Origin of the sequence: Pseudomonas fitomaticsae, assembly GCF_021018765.1 — a bacterium.
Classification (GTDB): Bacteria; Pseudomonadota; Gammaproteobacteria; order Pseudomonadales; family Pseudomonadaceae; genus Aquipseudomonas; species Aquipseudomonas fitomaticsae.
The window spans coordinates 3,759,938-3,780,607 of the sequence record NZ_CP075567.1 but is presented as its reverse complement, the minus strand read 5'-3'; the positions used below and the strand labels follow the sequence as shown (position 1 = coordinate 3,780,607).

At 56.1% G+C, this 20,670-nt stretch carries 16 protein-coding genes and 1 pseudogene; 9 read left to right on the top strand and 8 right to left on the bottom strand.

The genetic code is table 11. The features are described 5' to 3' along the window. Positions 1-494: 494 nt before the first annotated feature. Positions 495-5,381, top strand: coding sequence for an NAD-glutamate dehydrogenase (locus KJY40_RS16815; RefSeq protein WP_230731295.1), 4,887 nt, complete (start codon positions 495-497; stop codon positions 5,379-5,381). Positions 5,382-5,551: 170 nt separating this feature from the next. Here the strand turns inward: KJY40_RS16815 and KJY40_RS16810 are convergent, their stop codons facing one another. From KJY40_RS16810 to pdxR, 4 genes are all read right to left on the bottom strand, one after another. After that, positions 5,552-6,265, bottom strand: coding sequence for an ATPase (locus KJY40_RS16810; protein WP_230731293.1), 714 nt, complete (start codon positions 6,263-6,265; stop codon positions 5,552-5,554). Positions 6,266-6,506: 241 nt separating this feature from the next. After that, positions 6,507-6,926 carry a cupin domain-containing protein gene (locus tag KJY40_RS16805; protein ID WP_230731291.1) on the bottom strand — a complete coding sequence of 140 codons (420 nt, stop codon included), beginning with the start codon at positions 6,924-6,926 and terminating at the stop codon, positions 6,507-6,509. A gap of 226 nt (positions 6,927-7,152) precedes the next feature. Then, the gene (locus tag KJY40_RS16800; RefSeq protein ID WP_007959339.1) at positions 7,153-7,446 is read right to left on the bottom strand and encodes a putative quinol monooxygenase; all 294 of its coding nucleotides are present in this window, start codon (positions 7,444-7,446) and stop codon (positions 7,153-7,155) included. A 120-nt stretch (positions 7,447-7,566) separates the two neighbouring features. Then, positions 7,567-9,003 carry a MocR-like pyridoxine biosynthesis transcription factor PdxR gene (gene pdxR, locus KJY40_RS16795; protein ID WP_230731289.1) on the bottom strand — a complete coding sequence of 479 codons (1,437 nt, stop codon included), beginning with the start codon at positions 9,001-9,003 and terminating at the stop codon, positions 7,567-7,569. 249 nt (positions 9,004-9,252) lie between these two features. Here pdxR and KJY40_RS16790 point away from each other — a divergent pair, with 249 nt between their 5' ends. Next, positions 9,253-9,693 carry a carboxymuconolactone decarboxylase family protein gene (locus tag KJY40_RS16790; RefSeq protein WP_007959341.1) on the top strand — a complete coding sequence of 147 codons (441 nt, stop codon included), beginning with the start codon at positions 9,253-9,255 and terminating at the stop codon, positions 9,691-9,693. Here the strand turns inward: KJY40_RS16790 and KJY40_RS16785 are convergent, their stop codons facing one another. Then, a complete protein-coding gene (locus KJY40_RS16785; protein WP_230731286.1) occupies positions 9,694-10,038 on the bottom strand; it encodes a hypothetical protein in 345 nt (114 codons plus the stop codon). A 195-nt stretch (positions 10,039-10,233) separates the two neighbouring features. Between KJY40_RS16785 and KJY40_RS16780 the strand changes: the two genes are divergently transcribed. The 3 genes from KJY40_RS16780 to KJY40_RS16770 are packed head-to-tail and all read left to right on the top strand — an operon-like array spanning position 10,234 to position 12,428. Further along, entirely contained in the window at positions 10,234-10,908 is a 675-nt protein-coding gene (locus tag KJY40_RS16780; RefSeq protein WP_230737712.1) for an STN domain-containing protein, read from the top strand. Then, positions 10,905-11,456 (top strand): RNA polymerase sigma factor, encoded by a 552-nt coding sequence (locus KJY40_RS16775; RefSeq protein ID WP_230731285.1) that lies wholly within the window; start codon positions 10,905-10,907, stop codon positions 11,454-11,456. The genes KJY40_RS16780 and KJY40_RS16775 overlap by 4 nt, the downstream gene beginning before the upstream one ends. Before the next feature lie 33 nt (positions 11,457-11,489). After that, complete coding sequence (locus KJY40_RS16770; protein ID WP_230731284.1) at positions 11,490-12,428, top strand: FecR family protein; 939 nt, start codon at positions 11,490-11,492, stop codon at positions 12,426-12,428. Here the strand turns inward: KJY40_RS16770 and KJY40_RS16765 are convergent, their stop codons facing one another. Continuing rightward, positions 12,429-13,043, bottom strand: a complete 615-nt coding sequence (locus tag KJY40_RS16765; protein WP_230731282.1) for a prepilin-type N-terminal cleavage/methylation domain-containing protein — start codon at positions 13,041-13,043, stop codon at positions 12,429-12,431. Between the two features lie 464 nt (positions 13,044-13,507). Between KJY40_RS16765 and KJY40_RS16760 the strand changes: the two genes are divergently transcribed. Further along, positions 13,508-16,309 (top strand): RHS repeat domain-containing protein, encoded by a 2,802-nt coding sequence (locus KJY40_RS16760; RefSeq protein ID WP_230731280.1) that lies wholly within the window; start codon positions 13,508-13,510, stop codon positions 16,307-16,309. A 106-nt stretch (positions 16,310-16,415) separates the two neighbouring features. Here KJY40_RS16760 and KJY40_RS16755 read toward each other — a convergent pair. Together KJY40_RS16755 and gspH are read right to left on the bottom strand one after the other, a co-directional pair. Further along, positions 16,416-16,565: pseudogene (locus KJY40_RS16755) on the bottom strand (PulJ/GspJ family protein); the annotation flags it as partial. Continuing rightward, the gene (gene gspH / locus KJY40_RS16750) at positions 16,562-17,014 is read right to left on the bottom strand and encodes a type II secretion system minor pseudopilin GspH (protein ID WP_011334577.1); all 453 of its coding nucleotides are present in this window, start codon (positions 17,012-17,014) and stop codon (positions 16,562-16,564) included. The gene gspH and the pseudogene KJY40_RS16755, both read right to left, overlap by 4 nt. Before the next feature lie 132 nt (positions 17,015-17,146). On the opposite strand from gspH, the gene KJY40_RS16745 reads away from it, so the two are divergent. The 3 genes from KJY40_RS16745 (at position 17,147) to KJY40_RS16735 (ending at position 20,341) form a co-directional block, all read left to right on the top strand. Further along, positions 17,147-17,578 (top strand): type II secretion system protein N, encoded by a 432-nt coding sequence (locus KJY40_RS16745; RefSeq protein ID WP_192561311.1) that lies wholly within the window; start codon positions 17,147-17,149, stop codon positions 17,576-17,578. 302 nt (positions 17,579-17,880) lie between these two features. Beyond that, positions 17,881-18,981, top strand: a complete 1,101-nt coding sequence (locus KJY40_RS16740) for an FRG domain-containing protein (protein ID WP_230731278.1) — start codon at positions 17,881-17,883, stop codon at positions 18,979-18,981. Between the two features lie 154 nt (positions 18,982-19,135). Next, positions 19,136-20,341 carry a phospholipase D family protein gene (locus tag KJY40_RS16735; protein ID WP_230731277.1) on the top strand — a complete coding sequence of 402 codons (1,206 nt, stop codon included), beginning with the start codon at positions 19,136-19,138 and terminating at the stop codon, positions 20,339-20,341. The last annotated feature ends 329 nt before the right edge of the window (positions 20,342-20,670 follow it).

Here is a 20,670-nt window from a genome sequence, read left to right as displayed (position 1 = left end):
CTTGTTGGTCGCAATTGGGCGCGATTCTGCCAGCCCCCGGGAATTTCTGCATGTGAGAGTGTCAGAGGATGTGTCGTGAACGCGACACAGGTCAATGGTCATTCCTGGCACGCCTGTACCGTAAAAACGGGCATTCAGACCGGCGTTCCGCCCCATGAATGCTAGTGTTTATCGATGCGCAGGCCTTGGTTTACGTGCCAATGACCGAATATGTCGCAGCACCGCAAGCAGACACATTGTCGCACCCATTAAGCTGCGCAACGGATGGGCACCCGTAAAGGCATTGCCATGGCCCCGCGAGCGGCGCCGGGCAGTCGTTTTTGCAGATGCCCATTCATGGAAGGTGAATGTGACCTGAGTGTCTCGTCCAGCTTCACCCACCTGTCACCCTGTTTCCTCTGCCCGAGAATCAGGAACAGGGCGACGGAACGCCCCGAAAGGGGTTTTGTACGCGACGCTTTCCATCAATAACAAGCCCAAGCGGAGTACCACAGATGGCGTTCTTCACCGCAGCCAGCAAAGCCGACTTCCAGCACCAACTGCAAGCGGCACTGGCGCAGCACATCAGTGAACAGGCACTGCCACAAGTGGCGCTGTTCGCTGAACAATTCTTCGGCATCATTTCCCTGGACGAGCTGACCCAACGTCGCCTCTCCGACCTCGCTGGCTGTACTCTTTCTGCGTGGCGCCTGCTTGAGCGCTTCGATCACGCGCAACCGCAAGTGCGCGTCTACAACCCCGATTACGAACGTCACGGCTGGCAGTCGACCCACACCGCGGTCGAAGTGCTGCACCATGACTTGCCGTTCCTGGTGGACTCGGTGCGTACCGAGCTGAACCGTCGCGGCTACAGCATCCACACCCTGCAGACCACCGTGCTCAGCGTGCGTCGTGGCAGCAAGGGCGAGTTGCTGGAAATCCTGCCAAAAGGCACCACCGGCGAAGGCGTGCTGCACGAGTCGCTGATGTACCTGGAAATCGACCGCTGCGCCAACGCGGCCGAACTGAATGTGCTGACCAAGGAACTGGAACAGGTCCTGGGTGAAGTCCGCGTCGCGGTCGCCGATTTCGAGCCGATGAAGGCCAAGGTGCAGGAAATCCTCACCAAGCTCGATAACAGCGCATTCGCCGTCGATGCGGACGAAAAGAACGAAATCAAGAGCTTCCTGGAATGGCTGGTGGGCAACCACTTCACCTTCCTCGGCTACGAAGAATTCACCGTGACCGATGAGCCGGATGGCGGTCACATCAAGTACGACCAGGATTCCTTCCTCGGCCTGACCAAACTGCTGCGCACCGGCATGACCTATGACGAGCTGCGCATCGAAGACTACGCCGTTGCCTACCTGCGCGAACCGACCCTGCTGTCGTTCGCCAAGGCCGCGCACCCGAGCCGCGTACACCGTCCGGCCTACCCGGATTACGTGTCGATCCGCGAACTCGATGCCGACGGCAAAGTGATCAAGGAACACCGCTTCATGGGCCTGTACACCTCGTCGGTGTATGGCGAAAGCGTGCGTGTCATCCCGTTCATCCGCCGCAAGGTCGAGGAAATCGAGCGTCGCTCCGGCTTCCAGGCCAAGGCTCACCTGGGCAAGGAACTGGCGCAGGTTCTGGAAGTGCTGCCGCGTGACGACCTGTTCCAGACTCCGGTCGACGAACTGTTCAGCACCGTGATGTCGATCGTGCAGATCCAGGAGCGCAACAAGATCCGCGTGTTCCTGCGCAAAGACCCGTACGGTCGTTTCTGCTACTGCCTGGCGTACGTGCCGCGCGACATCTACTCCACCGAAGTTCGCCAGAAGATCCAGCAAGTGCTGATGGAGCGCCTGAAAGCCTCCGACTGCGAATTCTGGACATTCTTCTCCGAGTCCGTGCTGGCCCGCGTGCAACTGATCCTGCGCGTCGACCCGAAAAACCGCATCGACATCGACCCACTGCAACTGGAAAACGAAGTGATCCAGGCTTGCCGCAGCTGGCAGGACGACTACGCCGCCCTGACCGTCGAAACCTTCGGCGAAGCCAACGGCACCAACGTGCTGGCTGATTTCCCGAAAGGCTTCCCGGCCGGCTACCGCGAGCGTTTCGCCGCGCATTCGGCCGTTGTCGACATGCAGCACCTGCTCAACCTGAGCGAGAAGAAGCCGCTGGCCATGAGCTTCTACCAGCCGCTGGCCTCCGGCCCACGCGAGCTGCACTGCAAGCTGTATCACGCCGATACCCCGCTGGCACTGTCCGACGTACTGCCGATCCTGGAAAACCTCGGCCTGCGCGTGCTGGGTGAATTCCCGTACCGTCTGCGTCACACCAACGGCCGCGAGTTCTGGATCCACGACTTCGCGTTCACCGCCGCCGAAGGCCTGGACCTGGATATCCAGCAACTCAACGACACCCTGCAGGACGCGTTCGTCCACATCGTCCGTGGCGATGCCGAGAACGATGCGTTCAACCGTCTGGTGCTGACCGCCGGCCTGCCATGGCGCGACGTTGCGCTGCTGCGTGCCTATGCCCGCTACCTGAAGCAGATCCGCCTGGGCTTCGACCTCGGCTACATCGCCAGCACCCTGAACAACCACACCGACATCGCTCGCGAACTGACCCGGTTGTTCAAGACCCGTTTCTACCTGGCCCGCAAGCTCGGCAGCGATGATCTGGACGACAAGCAACAGCGTCTGGAACAGGCCATCCTGAGCGCGCTGGACGACGTTCAAGTCCTCAACGAAGACCGCATCCTGCGTCGTTACCTCGACCTGATCAAAGCGACCCTGCGCACCAACTTCTACCAGACCGACGCCAACGGCCAGAACAAGTCGTACTTCAGCTTCAAGTTCAACCCGCACTTGATTCCTGAACTGCCGAAACCGGTGCCGAAGTTCGAAATCTTCGTTTACTCGCCACGCGTCGAAGGCGTGCACCTGCGCTTCGGCAACGTTGCTCGTGGTGGTCTGCGCTGGTCCGACCGTGAAGAAGACTTCCGTACCGAAGTTCTCGGCCTGGTAAAAGCCCAGCAAGTGAAGAACTCGGTCATCGTGCCGGTGGGTGCGAAGGGTGGCTTCCTGCCGCGTCGCCTGCCACTGGGCGGCAGCCGTGACGAGATCGCGGCCGAGGGCATCGCCTGCTACCGCATCTTCATTTCGGGTCTGTTGGACATTACCGACAACCTGAAGGACGGCAAACTGGTACCGCCGGTCAACGTCGTGCGTCATGACGACGATGACCCGTACCTGGTGGTCGCGGCGGACAAGGGCACTGCAACCTTCTCCGACATCGCCAACGGCATCGCCATCGACTACGGCTTCTGGCTGGGTGATGCGTTCGCGTCCGGTGGTTCGGCCGGTTACGACCACAAGAAAATGGGCATCACCGCCAAGGGCGCGTGGGTTGGCGTACAGCGCCACTTCCGCGAGCGCGGCATCAATGTCCAGGAAGACAGCATCACCGTGGTCGGCGTGGGCGACATGGCCGGTGACGTGTTCGGTAACGGCCTGTTGATGTCCGACAAGCTGCAACTGGTTGCTGCGTTCAACCACATGCACATCTTCATCGATCCAAACCCGAACCCGGCCACCAGCTTCGTCGAGCGTCAGCGCATGTTCGACCTGCCGCGTTCGGCCTGGTCCGACTACGACACCAGCATCATGTCCGAAGGCGGCGGCATCTTCTCGCGCAGCGCGAAGAGCATCGCCATCTCGCCACAGATGAAAGAGCGCTTCGACATCCAGGCCGACAAGCTGACCCCGACCGAACTGCTGAACGCCTTGCTCAAGGCGCCGGTGGATCTGCTGTGGAACGGCGGTATCGGTACTTACGTCAAAGCCAGCACCGAAAGCCACGCCGATGTCGGCGACAAGGCCAACGATGCACTGCGCGTGAACGGCAACGAACTGCGCTGCAAAGTGGTGGGCGAGGGCGGTAACCTCGGCATGACCCAACTGGGTCGTGTGGAGTTCGGTCTCAATGGCGGCGGTTCCAACACCGACTTCATCGACAACGCCGGTGGCGTGGACTGCTCCGACCACGAAGTGAACATCAAGATCCTGCTGAACGAAGTGGTTCAGGCCGGCGACATGACCGACAAGCAACGCAACCAGTTGCTGGCGAGCATGACCGACGAAGTCGGTGGTCTGGTGCTGGGCAACAACTACAAGCAGACTCAGGCCCTGTCCCTGGCGGCCCGCCGCGCTTATGCGCGCATCGCCGAGTACAAGCGTCTGATGGGCGACCTGGAAGGCCGTGGCAAGCTGGATCGCGCCATCGAGTTCCTGCCGACCGAAGAGCAACTGGCCGAACGTGTTGCCGAAGGCCATGGCCTGACCCGTCCGGAACTGTCGGTGCTGATCTCGTACAGCAAGATCGACCTCAAGGAGCAGCTGCTGGGCTCCCTGGTGCCGGACGATGACTACCTGACTCGCGACATGGAAACGGCGTTCCCGCCGACCCTGGTCAGCAAGTTCTCCGAAGCCATGCGTCGTCACCGCCTGAAGCGCGAGATCGTCAGCACCCAGATCGCCAACGATCTGGTCAACCACATGGGCATCACCTTCGTTCAAAGGCTCAAAGAGTCCACCGGCATGACCCCGGCGAACGTGGCGGGCGCTTACGTGATCGTGCGCGACATCTTCCACCTCCCGCACTGGTTCCGTCAGATTGAAGCGCTGGACTACCAGGTTTCCGCTGACGTGCAACTGGAGCTGATGGACGAGCTGATGCGTCTGGGCCGTCGCGCTACGCGCTGGTTCCTGCGTGCCCGTCGCAACGAGCAGAACGCTGCCCGTGACGTCGCGCATTTCGGTCCGCACCTGAAAGAGCTGGGCCTGAAGCTGGACGAGCTGCTGAGCGGCGAAATCCGCGAGAACTGGCAAGAGCGTTATCAGGCGTACGTCGCCGCCGGTGTTCCGGAACTGCTGGCGCGTATGGTGGCGGGGACTACCCACCTCTACACGCTGCTGCCGATCATCGAAGCGGCCGACGTCACCGGTCAGGATCCAGCCGAAGTGGCCAAGGCGTACTTCGCCGTGGGCAGCGCGCTGGACATCACCTGGTACATTTCGCAGATCAGCGCCTTGCCGGTTGAAAACAACTGGCAGGCTCTGGCCCGTGAAGCGTTCCGCGACGACGTCGACTGGCAGCAACGCGCGATCACCATCGCCGTTCTGCAAGCGGGCGGCGGTGATTCGGACGTGGAAACCCGTCTGGCTCTGTGGATGAAGCAGAACGACGCCATGATCGAACGCTGGCGCGCCATGCTGGTGGAAATCCGTGCCGCCAGCGGCACCGACTACGCCATGTACGCGGTGGCCAACCGCGAGCTGAACGACGTGGCGCTGAGCGGTCAGGCGGTCGTGCCTGCTGCGGCGACTGCGGAGCTTGAGCTTGCTTGAGTAGCCGTTGAATGAAAAAGCCCCGGTGTCGTGAGATGCCGGGGCTTTTTTATGTCTGTTGGATTCGTGTTGTTTGTTCCGGCCCTATCGCTGGCAAGCCAGCTCCCACAGGTATCTGGAACAATAGAATATTTGTGGGAGCTGGCTTGCCAGCGATTGGGCCCTATTTGTCACTGCAACTTATGTGTTTGTTTGTTATCAAGCATCGACACTTTATCTGTCGACCTGGTCAATAAATTACTGAGCGACTGGTCAAACTTCTGCAGCGCCCGAACTTGCACATTCTGCTGTTCATTAATATCCGCCACGATATCTTCCGAACGTTTGTAATCCGCCCATAACGGACTCAGCGCTCTGGCATCCGTCCCTTTGGCCGTGCCGATATAGTTGAACTTCCCGTCATAAAAGTCCGCACTCACATCCGCTTTGACGTCCGAACTGCGCGACGTAATCAACTGGCTGTGCGTGTCGACGATCGCCACCACGTCCGGATTGGCCGCGCGCAGGCTTTGCATGTCCGGGTACACCGTCACCGAGCCGAACTGGCGTTGCAGCGAGGCTTTGACCCAATCCACCGCCATGTCCGGTTTCGAGGTGGCGACGTAGGCGTCATGGATCGGCTGCACCAGCAAGCTCTGGCCGAAACCGGTGCCGGCGTTGGCCTGGTAGTTGCGCAAATAGTCGCGGTTGGCCTGGGTGCTTGGGCTGTAGATGACACCCAGCGAGACACCGGGACCGCTTTTGACCTGGGTGGCGCTGCTGCGTCCCACCGGTTGGTTGAACAGCGTATCGAGGGAGGAAACCGCTTTCGGAGCGGTTGGAACAGAACAGGCTGACAAGGCTAAAACCGATATCGCCAGAGTACTGGCAAATGCAAGTTTCATGGTGAGTCTCCCGTGAAGCAACTTCAGTCGGAAAGTCAGGCATGTCGGGGTTGATTAAACAGAACCGGCGACAGTCGCTTCAGACTACTCCCGCCCAACTGAAAACAACCTGACAATTTGCTGAATGACTGTCATGTCATAGTTTTATTGGTTGTAAGTATTTTTGATTAATTGCCGCGTGAAATAAAAAAGGCGCCAATCAATGTTTTGCGCCTTTCATTTATGGCTGGTTAAACAACCATCAGTTTTTCAATGGGATCAATACTTGCTCGTCGGGTGACAGCACCATGAACACCAGCAACCTGGCCGGCTTGCTGTTGCTGGCGTTTTTCGACACCAGATGTTCGGAACTAGCGGGTTCATACCAGTATTGCCCCTTCTTGTAGGTGATCGGTTGCTCACCTTTGACCTGGGAAACGATCTCGCCTTCGAGCACGTAGGCCATGGCGGTGCCGTCGTGTCTGTGGGCGATGGAGGACTGGCCGGGTTTGTAATCGACTTCGATCATCATGGCTTTTTTGCCGGGGACGTTTTTCAGCATCTGATCCTGCAGCACCGAGATTTTCTCGGACGGGGCATCGGTACCGTGGGCCAGTGCCGAAGCGCTGATGGTGAGGGCCAGAGCGGCGAGCGGGGCGGCAAGCAAGTGCAGGATTTTCATCGTGATCACCTGATAAGTGGGGGAGTCGGTAATCACAGTAGTCCGCGTGCCGGGGTATTCAAACGGCCAATGTTCGGGAAGTTCGGGTGACCAATCTGGGGGATTCTGCGCTTTCGAATACGCCATCGCTGGCAAGCCGGCTCCCACAAGATTTCGTGCAGTTCATTAATCATGCGAACGATACAAAACCTGTGGGAGCTGGCTTGCCAGCGATGGCGTCAGTAAGTCAAACGATTGGAAAAGAGTTGAAATCCACGCTATTGGCCAGACGACTGTCGATCAGGTCGATGAAGCCCTGGGCTTCCGGGCGATTGAAATGCGCCTGCATTGCCGCTTCCGACTGCCAGCGGGCGCTGACCGTCCAGCGGTGGCTGTCCTCGGGGCAGCGGTCGACCATGTAGGAATCGCAGCCCGGCGTTTCGCGCAGGGTTTCGACGATCTTCTGCAACTGCTTGCCCAGCTCCTCCGATCGGCCGGCTGCAGCCTGCACCTGTACGGTGTTGATCACTTCGTTGGACATTGCTCACACTCCTGAATCAGGCCGGACGAATCCTGCTCATTGAGGGATAACGCTTGTGCAGGATAGGCCTGCACCCCCGGATCACCAATAACCAATCGGCGGTTAATCGTTTAGACCAATCTACCCAACGACCTGTTGCAGAATGTCGCGCAGGCGGTCGAGGGCGATGTCGATGTCCAGCGTCTCGATGGCACCAAATCCGAAGTACATCCCGCTTCTGGCCGGCTGCTGGTAATAGAAGCCGTCGATGGCGTACAGCCCGACTTCGACTTTTTTTGCCAGTTCGATCACCAGCGGCAAGTCGATCGGCACCTTGCAGAACACCGCCATGTGAAACCCCGCGCTGGGCGGCACGGCTTCCAGCCACGGCGACAGGTCGGTGGCCATGCGCGCCAGAATCCGCTCGCGGCGCTGGGCATAAATGGTGTGGCAACGGCGGATGTGCTTGAGCAGACAGCCTTCGGCGATGAACTTGGCCAGCGCCCATTGCGGCAGGGTGGAAGCGTGCAGATCGGTGAGCTGCTTGGCGCGGATCACCGCTTCGAGGATCGCCGGCGGCAGGATCGCGTAGCCGAGCCGCAGCTCCGGCAACAGGGTTTTCGAGAAGGTGCCGACGTAGGCGACGATGCCGCGCTGATCGAGCTTGTGCAGCGAATCCGTCGGGCGGCCCTCGTAGCGGAACTCGCTGTCATAGTCGTCCTCGATGATGATCGCGCCCAGCTCATGGGCCCGTTCGAGCAGGGCCTCGCGCCGCGCCTGACTCATCGGCATGCCCAGCGGAAACTGGTGCGACGGCGTCACGTAAATCAGCCGCGTGCCCTCGGGAATCCGCTCGACCTGAATGCCCTCGGCATCCACCGGCACGCCGACCACGGTGGCGCCATGGGTGCCGAACAGCAGCCGCGCCGGCGGGTAACCGGGATCTTCCATCGCCACCAGACTGCCGGGGCGAATCAACACGCGGGTGATCAGGTCCAGCGCCTGTTGCGCGCCGTTGCAGACCACGATGTCTTCGTCCTGACAGTTCACGCCACGGGAAAACGCGATGTGCCGGGCAATCGCATTGCGCAGCGCTGGCAGGCCTTCCGGCACGCTGTAGAAACCTTTGGAATTGGCCATCTGCCGCAGCGCATGAGAGACGCAGCGGCGCCAGTCATCCTGGGGAAACTGGCCCTTGCTGGTGGCGCCGCCGATGAAGTCATAACGCAGCGAACCCTCAAGCGTCGGATGCCGCAGGAACACCGGCAGATTGCGCCAGCTCTCGATCACCTCGGAACTGGCCAGCTCGCAATGGCTTTGCTTGCGCTTGACTGGCGTCGAGCGGGCGTTGACGTAAGTGCCTTTGCCGATGACGCCGGTGAGGAAATTCTCGTAAGTGAGCTGCGCGTAAGTATCGGAAATGGTCTTGCGCGAGATCCCCAACTGCTCGGCGAGCAAACGGCTGGGCGGCAACTGGGTGCCGGCGGCCAGACGCCCGGACTCAATGGCGCCGCGCAGTTGCTGGTACAACTGACCGGCCAGGTCCTTGCGGCCGTTGATCACGACATGAAGCTCCATACCGAGGGGGCTCTCCGGGCGATTGAATGTGCCGGCCAGATTACTCCCGAATGCGGGCGGGGCAGAAGTTGCGCGGAGTAAAAACCTCGAATTGGACACTTACCCTTGTGGGAGCGGGCTTGCTCGCTCCCACAGGTTTCGTGTTTGGCTGGGTTCAGTGGTCTGCCGTTTTTTCGCGGAATTGGGGCTGTAACGTTGCCGAATCAGCGCTTACCGTGAAATCACTCTTCTGCTGCCCGAGGCCCGCCCATGTCCCCGCGTCTGGATTACTACAGCGCATCACCCAAAGCCATGAAAGCGATGATTGCCCTGGAAGCGCTGACCAGCAGCCTGAGCATCGAACCGCCGCTGCTGCACCTGATCAAGATCCGCGCCTCGCAACTCAACGGCTGCGCGTTCTGCACCGACATGCATTCGGTGGAAGCGCGGCGGGCCGGGGAGACGGATCGGCGCTTGTACGCCATCGCGGTCTGGCGCGACAGCGGCTTCTTCAACCTGCGCGAGCGGGCCGCACTGGCCTGGACCGAAGCCGTCACGCTGCTGGCGGACAGCCGGGTGCCTGACGATGTTTACCAGCAGGCGCGGGAACAGTTCAACGAGACGGAACTGGTGGACCTGACCATGGCCGTCAGCACCATCAACAGCTGGAATCGCTTGGCGGTGAGTTTCCGCCAGATTCCCAGCGACTGATCACTTGCCCAGCAGCGGTGAAGCGCCGGGATTCGCCGGTGGCCGCTGCGGTTTGACCGACGTGCCAAACGTGTTGCCCATCCGCGTCGACGTGGCCGCTGGCGTCGCCAGCCCCACCTGATTCGGCGGGCGCTTGTTGACCGGCACATTCATCGCTTCCTGATTCTTCTGCGCAGCCGCCGCGCCATCGGGGTTGTTGCCCATCTGCTGGCTCAGGCAGTCGTAATTCGGCGCCTTGTAACCGCCCACGGTCACCTCGACGCAGCCCACTGCCTGCTCGGCATGTACACCGCCCGACAGCGTCAAAACCAACCCGTTCAGCGCCAATGTCCACAGTGATTTCATGTGTGCCTCCTGGCCGGCCCGAAGGGGCCGCTCTGGCTCAAGAGTCTAGTGCAACGGCGGCGTCGATCCCGTGATGGTTTTTTTGCAGTGGCCGTCACACCAGATTCATAAACAGCCCTCAGGATGACGGTTTTCAGGGATACATCAGCCGTGCAGCGAGGCCGTGCCAGGGAGGATGTTGTGCGCTCAGCGCTCATGCGCCAGCTCTGTCTGGGGCTGCTGCTTGGCTTGTTTCTGAGCCGCGCCGGCGCCGACCCGATGCCGGCATCGATGCGCATGACGCTGCACATCCCGGCCCAGGAACTGGCCCGTGCCCTCGATCAGTTCAGCCGCGCCACCGGCATGGCGGTGCTGGTCGACAGCCAGTTGAGCCGTGGTCGACGTTCGTTGGCGGTGGATGGCGAATTCACCGCTGCCGAAGCGTTGCGCCGGATGCTCGGCGGCAGCGGGTTGATGGCCAAGTACAGCCGCGACGACGCGTTCACCTTGCAGGTTGCGCAAGTCGAGGAAGTGCCAATGCCGGCGGAGAAACCGACCCCCGCCAGTGCAGCGGTCAACCGCAGTTACGCCACAGCGGTGCAGGCCGCGATTGAACGCAACCTGTGCCGCTCGCCGCTGACCCGCCCCGGCAGTTTTCGCGCGGTGTTGCAGCTGTGGATCGGCCGCGACGGCGTGGTGCAGCACAACCGGTTGGTCACCACCACCGGCGATGTTCGGCGCGATGCAGCGCTGGTAGAGAGTTTTCACACGCTCAAGATCGACCGGCCCACACCCGGCGCATTGCGCCAGCCAGTCACGTTGCTGTTGTTACCCGAATCGTCAGGAAAGCGCATGGAATGCACACAATGGGAAGGAGTTTCCGGGGGATGAAAGACGCCGGACAAAGTTCGATGGTCCAGCTGTTCCTGACGTCCTACGAGGACTTTCGGGTGCGCCTGCGACGCCGTCTCGGCTCGGAGGACCTGGCCAACGACGTGCTGCACGAAACCTACCTGCGGGTCGACCGCATGGAAGCGCCGCCGAACCTGCTGCGGCCCAACGCCTACCTCTATCGCATGGCTCTGAATATCGCCGCCGACCGCCGCCAGGCCGATGCGCGGCTGCTCACCGGCAGCGAAGTCGAAGAACTGCTGCAAGTCGGCGACGAAGCGCTGGACCCGATGCGCGTGGTCGGCGGCCAAAAGGAAATCCAGTCCCTACTCAGCGCCCTCTACGAACTCCCGGCCCGACGCCGCCGGATCTTCATCGCCGCACGCCTGGAGGAAGCGCCGCACCTGGAAATCTCCCAGCGTTTCGGCATCTCCACGCGCATGGTCGAGAAGGAAATCAAGGCTGCCCTCGGACACTGCGCGGCCAAACTGGAAAGAAAAGTGTTTCAGCGGTTCGGTCGCGGGGCCGGAAAACCGTCTAGTGAATGAAGCTCCCGATCAACCCGTCGAGTATCTGCGCGTTTGAACATCTTCCGTCTGACACCTGCCGAGCCCACGCCTGCCGAGCGTCTGCAAAGCGAAGCCCGCGACTGGCTGATCCTGCTGACCTCCGGCCGCGCCACGGTCGCCGACGCCCGAGCGCTGCGCCAGTGGTGTGCGCAAAGCTCCGAACACGCCCGCGCCTTCGAAGAGTGCAAGGCCTTGTGGCACCTGCTGCAACCGGCGGCGGAAGCGATGCAGGCGCCACGCCGGTTTGGACGCCGGGCCTTTCTCGGCGGTGCGATTGCCGCATCGGCGGCGTTCCTGCTGGTTCGCGGCACGATACCGGGCGGGTTCTCCGGGCTCGGCGCGGATTACATCACCGAAGTCGGCCAGCAACGCCGGGTCGAACCGGCCGATGGTTTGAGCCTGGAACTGAACACCCAGACCCGCATCAACCAGCGTTCGTTGGACGAGGGTGTGCAGGGTTTTGAACTGGTCAGTGGCGAAGTCGAAGTGCAGACCGCGCGTCTGCCGATGGCGATGCAGGCCGGTGGCGGTTGGTTGCGGGCGAGCAGGGCGAGGTTCAACCTGCGCAACCTCGATCAGCAGGTGTGCGTGACGTGCCTCGATGGTGCGGTAGATGTGGAAGTTGAAGGTCGCAGCCTGCGACTGGAGCCGGGTCAGCAATTGACCTATGACGCGCAACAGGTCGGCACTGTGCAAAGCGTCGATACGGCGGCGGTGATGAACTGGCGTCAGCAGGTACTGGTGTTCAACGGCACGAGCCTCAGCCAGATGATCGACGAGATCAACCGCTACCGCCCGGGGATGTTGCTGTTGCTTAACCGCGAACTCGGCCAACGCCGCGTACAAGCACGTTTCTCCCTCGACCAACTTGCCGGCGTCGGCGCGCTGATCCGCGATGCCTACGGCGTCAAATGCACCGAGTTGCCGGGCGGCGTAGTCGTTCTCAGCTGATCACTGCAAGGGTCCCATCACTTGCCGGTACTTCTCCGGCCCTTGCGGTGTCTCCCGAGTCAACCGCACCTCCAACCCCAACGGATCCTCCCGCCGATTCCCGCTCAACTGCCGCCACCCCTTGTCCGCCTCCCAAACCCGCACCTGCAAATCACTCACCTCACCCAAAACCGCCACCCCAGCCGTCGGCGCCGGCAACGGATACCGACTGCGCGCCGGCGCCACCGCGCGATACAACGTGTCCCCCTTGAGCCACCAGCGCACCCGCTGCAAAGCCCCCGGCTGATCCGCCGCGCTCCGAATGATGTCCAGCCGAAACCCCTTGCTGTCACTGCTGCGCACCGTAACGGCAGGCGGCGCTGTCGCCGGTTCATCCTCGGTGCCGACCTTCTTCGGTTCCGTCAGCTCGATCCCGGCGCGCATTTCCACATCCCGCTGCATCTGATTCAACGCCCGCAACAGGCTGTCGCTCTGCTCACCACTGGCCTGCAAATGGCTGTCGGCGCGGGTGACACTGTCCAGCCCCTTCCAGGCAATCAGACTGACCACCGCCATCAACAGAATCGCGACCATCACCTCGATCAGCGTAAAACCTTGTTGTCTGCACCGGTTCATCGAATGCGCACTCCCTTGCGTCCAGCCCGTCCCAAAAAAACATCCTGCACGGCCAACATGTAAGGCGTGTGAAATAAAACGGGGAAGTTGGTGGCGGTGGAGGGGGATGGGGTGAGAGATGCCTAAGTTGGTTAGGCCGTGACTGGAATCGAAGAGTAACGTTTGGAGTTGAAACAAGGCGTCCGGGGTAACGGCTCAGACGCCTCTGCACAAATAGAACGGACAAGCAAACAGCGTTTTCTCGTTTTCAGTCGAATGGAATAATAGCTAAATTTTTTATTCTAAAAATATTTAAATAACTGTCAGTTATGACAGTGGCGCGTCTTAAAAAAATGAAGCATTAATTGCCTGCACAATGAGATGTTTAACTTGAAAGGATAACGAGAAATCGGTTTGATTTTAAACCGCAGGAGCGCCCGCCAGTTAAGTATGTGTGAGGGAGTGTTTAACTATGGTCTGGGGTTATGAATATGGTAGCCAATGCGCATTTTCACACGCCGACAGTTGAGGTTTTTGACCCGCGTGGTTTAGTCATTCGTAATATTGGCTTTTATCGGTGTGATCCAGATGAAATGGTACAAAGCCGAATCAGTCGACAAGTCTTCGATCAGTCTGCCCGATTGATTGCGAACTGGGATCCTCGCTTGTGGGCGCTGGTCGAGCAAGGTCACGATGTTTTACCCAATGATCGCGTGACGTTTACTCTTAACAGTCTGCCCATCCTTACGCGAAGTGTGGATGAGGGGCAACGATTGACTCTTGTGGGGGACGCGGCGCAAGCACTGGATGTTTGGGATTCACGTGGGAGCCAGTTTCATCGTGTCTACGATGACCAGTTACGTGTGTTGGAATTGCACGAACGAACACTGAATGAGCCTTTTGGATGTATAGAACGTTTGCGGTATGCGGGCAATGAAATAGAGCCCGCATACAATTTGCGCGGACGGCTTCTACGCCACGACGATGCAGGAGGTAGTCGAAGTTGGGAAGGCTACGATCTGCATTCGCAGCCGCTTAGAGAGGTACAGCGATTTCTCAAGACAATGAATGTTCCGGATTGGCCTGAAAATGAACCGGAGCGTGAAGCGTTGCTGGAGTCGTCGAGCTACAAAACGAAGTGGGTGCGAAATGCAGAAGGTAAAACAATTAATTTTGTTGACGCCAAGGGAAATGATGTTTCACGAGTTTTTAACATATGTGGCCAGGCCACTGAGGTCTGGCTTACCTTGGCAGGAACTTCGAAGCCCCATTGTCTAGCTTCTTCGATGGTTTACAACGCACAAGGTAATGTTGTTTCCCAAACATCCGGAAAGGGAATTCTTATCAGCACAGAATTCGACCCTCTCACTGGATATCTACGACAAAGTCAAGTGCGAAAATCGAGCGGCCAATTGCTTCAGGATTTGAGATACAGCTATGACGCAGTTGGCAATGTGGTTAAAAAAGAAGATCGGGCGCAATCGGTGCAATATTTCAAAAATCAGATAATCGAACCGATTGCGATCTATAAATACGATACGCTTTATCGACTCATATCCGCGTCAGGTAAAGAAAGTATCTTGGCGACAGGTGGGGCTGATTTGCCTGAGTTGGCCCCTATTGGTGATGCCAGTCGTCAGCGAAATTATCTGGATACATTTGTTTACGATGCGGCCAATAATCTTTTAGAACTGCATCATCAAGCCGGTGAGGGCAGTTATAAAAAGAAAATGAAAGTGGCTGAACGCACGAATCGGAGCCTTTATTGGCAAGAAGGCGAAGATGATTCAGATCCAGATTCGGGATTTGATCTTAACGGTAACCAGAAAAACTTACTCAAAGGCCAAGAATTGGACTGGGATTCGCGTAATCAACTGGTTCGTGCCAGTCAGGTTGTTCGTGCGGAGGGCGTAAATGATGAAGAGTTTTATCAGTATGATAGTTCAAGCAGTCGTTTGCGAAAGTTGAGCGTGAAGAAAGCCAAGTCATTAGTTAGTACATCGGTCGTGAGCTATTTGCCTGGTCTTGAGATTAGGGAAAATCTTGTTGCGGGTGAGCAGCTTCAAGTTGTTTGTGTGGAGCTCGAAGGTGGTACGGTTCAGATATTGCATTGGGACTCGGGGCCACCAGAAGGGTTGCTCAACGACAGTTTCCGATTTGGTTTTTCCGATCAACTGGGTAGTGTTTTGCTTGAATTGAGCGAAGATGCAAGATTGATTAGTCAAGAAGAATATCATTCTTTCGGAACTACGGCCTGGTGGGCCTCTGGATCAGCGGTCGAGGCCAAGTACAAAACGATTCGCTATTCAGGTAAACAACGCGATTCGACAGGGCTTTATTATTATCGCTATCGGTATTATGCACCCTGGCTTTTTCGGTGGCTCAGTGCGGATCCTGCTCCAACGGCTGAAGAAGTAAATCGCTACTGCATGGTGGGGAATAACCCGGTCTCATATATTGATTCGCACGGCCTCAATAGATTAAAAACATCGGAAATGGATCAGATAGTCCCTGCGGATGAACGGCTGCACGTGGCTCGGGGCATGATAAATGAGATCAGCCAATATGAGCCCGCTGTGACTTCTTTACTGGATCAGGTTTCTGCTGAGCTAGGGGCCACGTTATATGGGCGAGAGTATCGTTTGAAAACTGCTGAGTCACTGGCGCAAAAATTAAGCGTCGCTCCACCCAATCAGATGAATGACGTATTGCGTTATACGATAGGATTTCCATATGGCGAGAAAGGAGATATAAGTGAGCAGGAACAGCAAGACTTTTTGCAAGGGGTTGTGAGGTCTTTTTATGTTCTGGGGAGTAGTGGTTATAAACCTGCGCTCATTCGAAATACTTTTTCTTCGGGGCAGGCATACAAAGGAATTAATGCAAACTTTTTGCTTCCGGATGGAAAGACTAAGTTTGAAATTCAGGTTCATACAAGTCAGAGTTATAAGATTAAAAGCGAAGGGCATGTTCGGTATGAAGCTATAAGGTCTTTAGATCGAGAGCTTGCAAGTGGTGCTGTAAGTAAAGATAGAAGGGAGGCCATCGAAGCGGAACTATCATCTCGACGTATTGCGCATACAGAGGCATCAGCTGCCATTTCCACACCTGTAGGAATTCAAGAATGGGTTCCGAGTACGCCAGAAATGAAAGGATTCAAATGGCAAACGCACCGGCTTACCAGCGAGCAGCGTAGATTTTACAGTGAACGGGTGAAAACCAATATGCGTATACTTACAAGGACTTCGCAGAATAATTCCACGATCGTCAGGCGTAATTCGATGTGACATAAAATCGAATGCCTAAAGCAGGAACAATGAAGGCTGAAATTGAAGTTAAAAATGGCGACTGATTTATTTCCAGAAATAAATCAGTCGCCTTTGTTCACCTTTCCACATCCCGCTGCATCTGATTCAACGCCCGCAACAGGCTGTCGGCGCGCGTGACACTGTCCAGCCCCTTCCATGCAATCAGACTGACCACCGCCATCAACAGAATCGCGACCATCACCTCGATCAGCGTAAAACCTTGTTGTCTGTTCATTGCACGCTAATCCGGCCCGAGGCATCGCGCAGCACACTCAACCGATTGAGCCCGTCAGACAGCGTCAACTGCAGCGGCGGATTGATCCACTCCGCGTTCAGCACCACCTTCTGCTTCGGCTCCACCCGCACCTCCAGCTTCGGACTCTGCCAGGGACGCGGCCGCAACTGCGGGTCCCGATCGAAATGATCAAAACCCTTGCCACTGTCACTGCGCCGACTGAACCGAAATCCCTTGCCATCGCTCAACCACGCAATCGGCCGCCCATCCGCGCGGGCTTCAGCCTGGGCAATCTGCAGCAACTGCGCCACGCGCTCGGCGTCCTTGCGCAGCAACTGCAACGGATCGGGCTTGATACTCAGACTGATCGCCGCACTGGCGATACCGATGATCACCAGCACCACCATCAACTCGATCAGCGTAAAACCCTGCTGCCTGCACCGGTTCATCGAATGCGCACTCCCTTGCGTCCAGCCCCGTCCAAAAAACCATCCTGCACGGCCAACATGTAAGGCGTGTGAAATAAAACCGTGAGAATTGCCGCGTAATCTGGTCACCGGGACTAAAAGGAGATTCAGCCCATGAGATACACCGCACGCTTTTCACCCCCCCAAATCATCCAGGCCGCCGCACTGCTGGCCGCCCTGGTCGGCATCGCCACCTGGTCATCCCTGCTTCTGACCACCGCCGAATCCCACACCCCGGCCGCCACCCCGCAATTGCTCGCTGCGCGCAGTGACAATCCCGCGTTGCAGTGGTTTTCCAATCGCACGGCGCCGGTGGAGATCAAGGTCAGCGGCGTGATGGCGGGGAGTCGCGGGGCGGTGGCGATTTTGAGTTTGAACGACGGGCCGCCGAGGAGTTTTTTGCAGGGGGAACGGGTGAGTCCTGGGGTGAAGTTGGTGGCGGTGGAGGGGGATGGGGTGGTGATTGAGCAGGGTGGGGAGAGGGTGCGGTTGGGGGTGGAGAGGTTGGGGGAGGGGGTGGAGATGCCTAGGTTGGTTAGGCCGTGAATAGGAGCGTAATTACTCCGCCGTTTTAGCTGGTGTCCATACGGACGCTCAGCACGCGTGTTCTCGTAAGGTGAGATTGCAAAGTCCAAAAAATCTCTATAGCCGCGACAGGAAGCGCGCTGTCGAAGCATGCGACGAGCCATGAGATGTCAAATGAATAGCTATGCTTGACCTCACGCCTGGCTGAGCTATGAGATTGTACTTTTCGTCCATGAACAAAGCTTTGCTACACAATGACCAGTGTTACATCGCCTGGGCACATTGGAATCAGCATCTGTGTCAAGTTTATAAGGGAAAAGTAAATGAGGCAGATTGAATCAAATGTTACGGAGTTGGTAAAAAATAAAATTGGAAATAGGCGTGTAGCCGAAGCGGACGCGGTCAAGATCAATAATTATCGAGAGTTGGTAGAGGAAATAGCAAAACTTTCATACCTCAATAAAGACTATCTTCTTTTCTTTCGTGGTCAAAACTATGATTACAGAAATAAGGCGGGATCTTCTACATTCTATCCATCAATTTACAGAGGTGACTACTTGTCCAAAAAGGAGGTCAGGCATCGATTTGATATTTTACAAGGTGCAAGCCGCTTACTTGTTGATGCGTTCGAGAGCAGGAAATTGCCCGGAACCCAGGAGCTGAAAAGAAAAAAATATATTCAATGGAGCATTCTTCAGCATTACGAAGTCTGTGGAACACCACTGATTGACTTTACCCACTCCATAAGGGTTGCCTGCTCATTTGCCCTGAATTCATGTGTCGAGAAATCTGCTTTTGTATTTGTATTTGGGCTTCCTTATATAACTAATAGAGTGTCTCATAACTCGGAACATGACTTGGTTAATATAAGGCTGTTAAGTATTTGTCCGCCCAGTGCACTTCGTCCATATTTCCAAGATGGTTATCTTGTCGGTACGGAAGACGTTTTGGATGAGTATGAAAGCAAGCAAGAGTTGGACTTCAATAATCGATTGCTTGCAAAGTACGAGATACCTAATAGCTCTGATTTTTGGGGGAAGCAGTTTCCTCCAATTCCTCAAGAGGCGCTATATCCAGAAAATGATCAAGTATTAGATATATGCAAAGATCTAAAATTTGAAGCAGATAGAGAACTCCAGTCAGGAGATGTCGGTGACTTTTTGAAGGCTTGGTCGGAGGTAGAAAGTCTTATAGTAGGGAAAACTGTTGGGTCTAGAAAAAGATTCACCCCTCAAGCGGCAATTAGAGCCATGTGCAAGGAAGGCCTTATACCTAAATCCTTGGAAGGGGATTTTCACAACGTGCGAAGATTTCGAAATGAGCTAGTTCACGCTCCTAATAGTATGAGTGCTAGTAAGTTTTCACTTTATATGAAGAGGGTGCGAGAGCTTAAAGCGATTCTTTCTAAAGTGTTGGTGGTGTGAGTGTTCGTAAGTTAAAGTCTCATTATCAAGCTGCAAATGTCTAGGTTTTATAGCGGTCAATTGCTAGCTGATAGTGTTGGCGGGGGTAAGGCACGTGTGGTAATAAGCTCGCCACCTTTTCTGTTCTAAAAAGGTTAAGTAAAAGGAGCTCGGAATGAAATTAAAGGTTCTTACGGAAAAGAAAGCTACTACTGCACTTAAACAGCTGATTGAAACCTGCAGTAGCTATTCCGTCACCGTCGCGTGGGCTGGAGCGAACGAAGTTGTCAATGATATGCTTGGCGCAAAAAGTAAACTGTGGAAAATGGTAATAGGAACGCATATGTACCAGACGGACCCTGCGGTACTGCGCCTCTTTAGTGAGTGTCAAGGTGCTCGATGCCTTCCCCCAAGTGGACGTCTTTTTCATCCTAAGCTCTATTATTTTGAGATGCCTGATGGTTACGCGGCAGTTGTCGGAAGCCATAACCTGACTGGAGGAGCATTCGGGGGAAAGAACATTGAATTGAGCACGCTGCTTCAGGGAACTGCAAAGGACAATATCTTTGAAGAGCTTAGGTGTTTTATCAATTCAAGCTGGGATTCTGCTGAAGATATTCATGAAGGTAATTTCCTGTTTTCTTACGAAGCTCAATATCGTGCAAACAAAGATAAGCTTAGAGAGCTAAATAAATTTCATCGTCTTAAAAAGCCAAGAAGTGGTATTAAGGTCTCAACTTTTGATTTGACTTGGGCAAGTTTTGTACATGGGGTTAAGAGCGACGGTCATCATAATTTAGACGGGCGGCTTGCCGTCTTGGAGCGCGCGGCTTCTTTGTTTTTTGATCGTGGCTCCTTTGAAGCAATGCTCCGACCTGAACGTAAAGCAATCGCAGGGACTTTTGGAGTTAACGAACTTGGATTCGAGGATCTTGATTGGGCTTGGTTTGGAGGAATGTCTGGTCAAGGTGACTTCAAAAATCTAGTTAACGAGTCTCCTCGCATGCTCTCCAAAGCACTGGACAGAATTCCATCTGATGGGAAAGTTTCTGAGGATGATTTTGAAGCCTTCAGTAAATGTTTTAATAGTGCCTTTCGCAATAAAACTCATAGAGGAGGTATAGCTACGGCCTCTCGACTTTTAGTCATGAAACGTCCGGATTTTTTCGTCGGCGTTAACGATGCGAATAAACGCGGTATATGTGGCGCTTTTGGTGCAGCCCACACGACGCTTACTTTAGACAATTATTGGGAACGTATCATGGCCCCAATTCAGAATAGCCCTTGGTGGCTTGCACCTAGACCTCGTTCAGGCCTCGCTGCACGAATTTGGGATAATCGAGCGGCGCTACTCGACAGTATTTATTACGAACCAAACTAGTTATAAAAAAACAGGAATTGTGGAAAAGGTGTGGAAAAGATGTGGAAAAGGTGTGGAAAAGGTGTGGAAAAGAAGGAAAAGGGGACAGAAGGAAAAGGGGGCTGGAAAAGGGGGCTGATTTATTTTAAGGAAATAAAACAGTCCCCTCTTTTGTCGTATTGAGTTTCGATTCAGTGGTTCGCTCCAGCACGTCGATTGGGGCTAGGCCCAGCCGGTGCTCACCCGCAGACGTTTTCTCATTGGCGTGCGTATTGAGGGAATTTAAGGGGACTGATTTATTTCTAGCACCTTCGTTTTAACGTTCGGAGGGGCTACAGACGAAGGCACTA